This window comes from Spongiactinospora gelatinilytica, from assembly GCF_003236385.1.
GTDB classification, from domain to species: domain Bacteria; phylum Actinomycetota; class Actinomycetes; order Streptosporangiales; family Streptosporangiaceae; genus Spongiactinospora; species Spongiactinospora gelatinilytica.
Map to the genome: position 1 here is coordinate 1 of NZ_POUA01000637.1, position 2,242 is coordinate 2,242.

Here is a 2,242-nt window from a genome sequence, read left to right on the forward strand (position 1 = left end):
GTCCCCAATGACCGCCACGACCCCCCGACCCCAGCGGCCGACGCGACCCGGGGGGTACCGCGGATGACCGCCGGGCATCTGGCGCAGGCGCCGCCCGTGTCCGGGGGTGGCGGGTCACGGCGTGCCCTGCGGCCGGCCGCGATCCGGGCCGGGGGTGCGCTGCTGGCCGCGGGGCTGCTGGTCCTCGCGGCGCTGGCCAGCCTGGCGATCGGCTCCAAGGCCATCCCGCCCGGCGACGTGCTGCGGCTCCTGTTCCACCCGGATGGCACCGACGCGGCCTTCGTCGTCCACGACATGCGGGTGCCGCGCACGCTGCTCGGGATCGGCGTCGGCGCGGCGCTGGCCCTGGCCGGCGCGCTGATGCAGGCGCTGACCCGCAACCCGCTGGCCGACCCCGGCATCCTCGGCGTGGAGGCGGGGGCGGTGGTCGCCATCGCCGTCGCCGTCGGCCCCTTCGGGCTGCACAACCTGCCCGGGTTCATCTGGTTCTCCTTCGCCGGGTCGGCCGCCGCCGCCACGGTCGTCTACCTGATCGGCTCGACCGGGCGGGGCGGCGTCACCCCGGTACGGCTGGCGCTCGCCGGCATGGCGGTCAGCGCCGCCCTCGCCTGCTCCACCCAGGCGCTCGTCCTGGTCGATCCGGAGGCGTTCGAGCGGTTCCGGCACTGGGGAACGGGCGCGCTCAGCGGGCACGACCTGTCGGTCGCCGTCCAGGTCGCGCCGTTCATGGCGGTGGGCACCGCCCTCGCGCTCAGCCTCGGCAGGCCGCTCAACCTGCTGGCCCTCGGCGACGACGCCGGACGGGCGCTCGGCGCGCGGCCCGGCCGTACCCGGCTGCTCGGCGCGATCGCCGTCACGCTGCTGTGCGGCGCGGCCACCGCCGCGGCGGGCCCGATCGGCTTCGTGGGCCTGGTCGTGGCGCACGCCGCCCGCCTGCTCGTCGGCCCCGACAACCGCTGGTCGCTGCTGTACGCCGCGCTGCTCGGCCCGGTGCTCGTACTGGTCGCCGACATTACCGGACGCCTCGTGCTGTGGCCCGCCGAACTGGAGGCCGGGGTGGTCACCGCGCTGGTCGGCATGCCGGTCTTCATCGCGCTGGCCCGCAGGCGAAGGCTGGCCCGGCTGTGAGCGCACCGGCGCGCTCCCGCCGCGCCTTCATCACGCTGCGCCCGCCCGGCGGTGTCGTGCTGCGCGCCGAACGCCGCTCGGTGCTCACCGCCGCCGCCGTCGCGGCGCTGCTCGTGGCCGCCTTCGTGGTCGCGGTCGGTACCGGCACCTACCAGATCTCCCCGCCCGACGTACTGCGGGTCTTGGCCGGGCAGGGGACGACCGCGCACGAGTTCGTCGTGCTGACACTACGGCTGCCCCGGGTGCTCACCGCCGTGCTGACCGGCGCGGCGCTCGCCCTGGCGGGCGCGGTCTTCCAGAGCCTGACCAGGAACCCCATGGGCAGCCCCGACGTCATCGGGTTCACCACGGGGGCCTCGACCGGGGCGCTGCTCCAGATCATCGTGATCGGCGGCGGCGCCGCGGCCGTCGCGGGCGGCGCGCTCGCCGGCGGGTTGCTCACCTCGCTGGCCGTCTACCTGCTGGCCTTCCGCAACGGCGTGCAGGGCTACCGGCTGATCCTCGTCGGCATCGCGGTGAACGGCGGGCTCGTGGCGCTCAACGTCTTTCTGATCGCCCGCGCCGAGTTCGCCGACGCGCACGTGGCCGTCACCTGGATGACCGGCAACCTCAACGGGCGGACCTGGGGGCAGGTCCACCTGCTCGTGGCGACGCTGGCCGTACTGGTCCCGGTCACGCTGCTCGCCGGGCGGCGGCTGGCCCTGCTGGAACTGGGCGACGAGCTCGCCGCGGCCCTCGGGATCTCGGTGGAGCGCACCCGGCTCACGCTCATGGTCCTGGCCGTCGGGCTCACCGCGATGGCGACCGTCGCCGCCGGGCCCGTCCCGTTCGTGGCCCTCGCCGCGCCGCAGCTCGCCTTCCGCCTGGCCCGCCCGTCCGGGCCGGTACTGGTGACCTCGGCCCTGATGGGGGCGCTGCTGATGGTCTGCGCCGACCTCGCGGCCCAGCGGCTGCTGGCCCCCGTGCAGCTCCCCGTCGGGGTGATGACCGGGTCGCTCGGCGGCGTGTACCTGGCCTGGCTGCTGATCTCTGAGTGGAGACGCTGAAGGAGTATTGATCATGAAAGGTGTCGAGGGGCGGATCGCCCTGGTGTCCGGGGCTGCGGGAGGGATCG

At 75.4% G+C, this 2,242-nt stretch carries 2 protein-coding genes; both read left to right on the forward strand.

The window, feature by feature from the left end:
- The coding region (locus tag C1I98_RS38055) for a FecCD family ABC transporter permease (RefSeq protein ID WP_306461951.1) at positions 1-1,128 on the forward strand (1,128 nt) is incomplete at its 5' end.
- Positions 1,125-2,174, forward strand: coding sequence for a FecCD family ABC transporter permease (locus C1I98_RS38060; protein WP_111172080.1), 1,050 nt, complete (start codon positions 1,125-1,127; stop codon positions 2,172-2,174). The genes C1I98_RS38055 and C1I98_RS38060, both read left to right, overlap by 4 nt.
- The last annotated feature ends 68 nt before the right edge of the window (positions 2,175-2,242 follow it).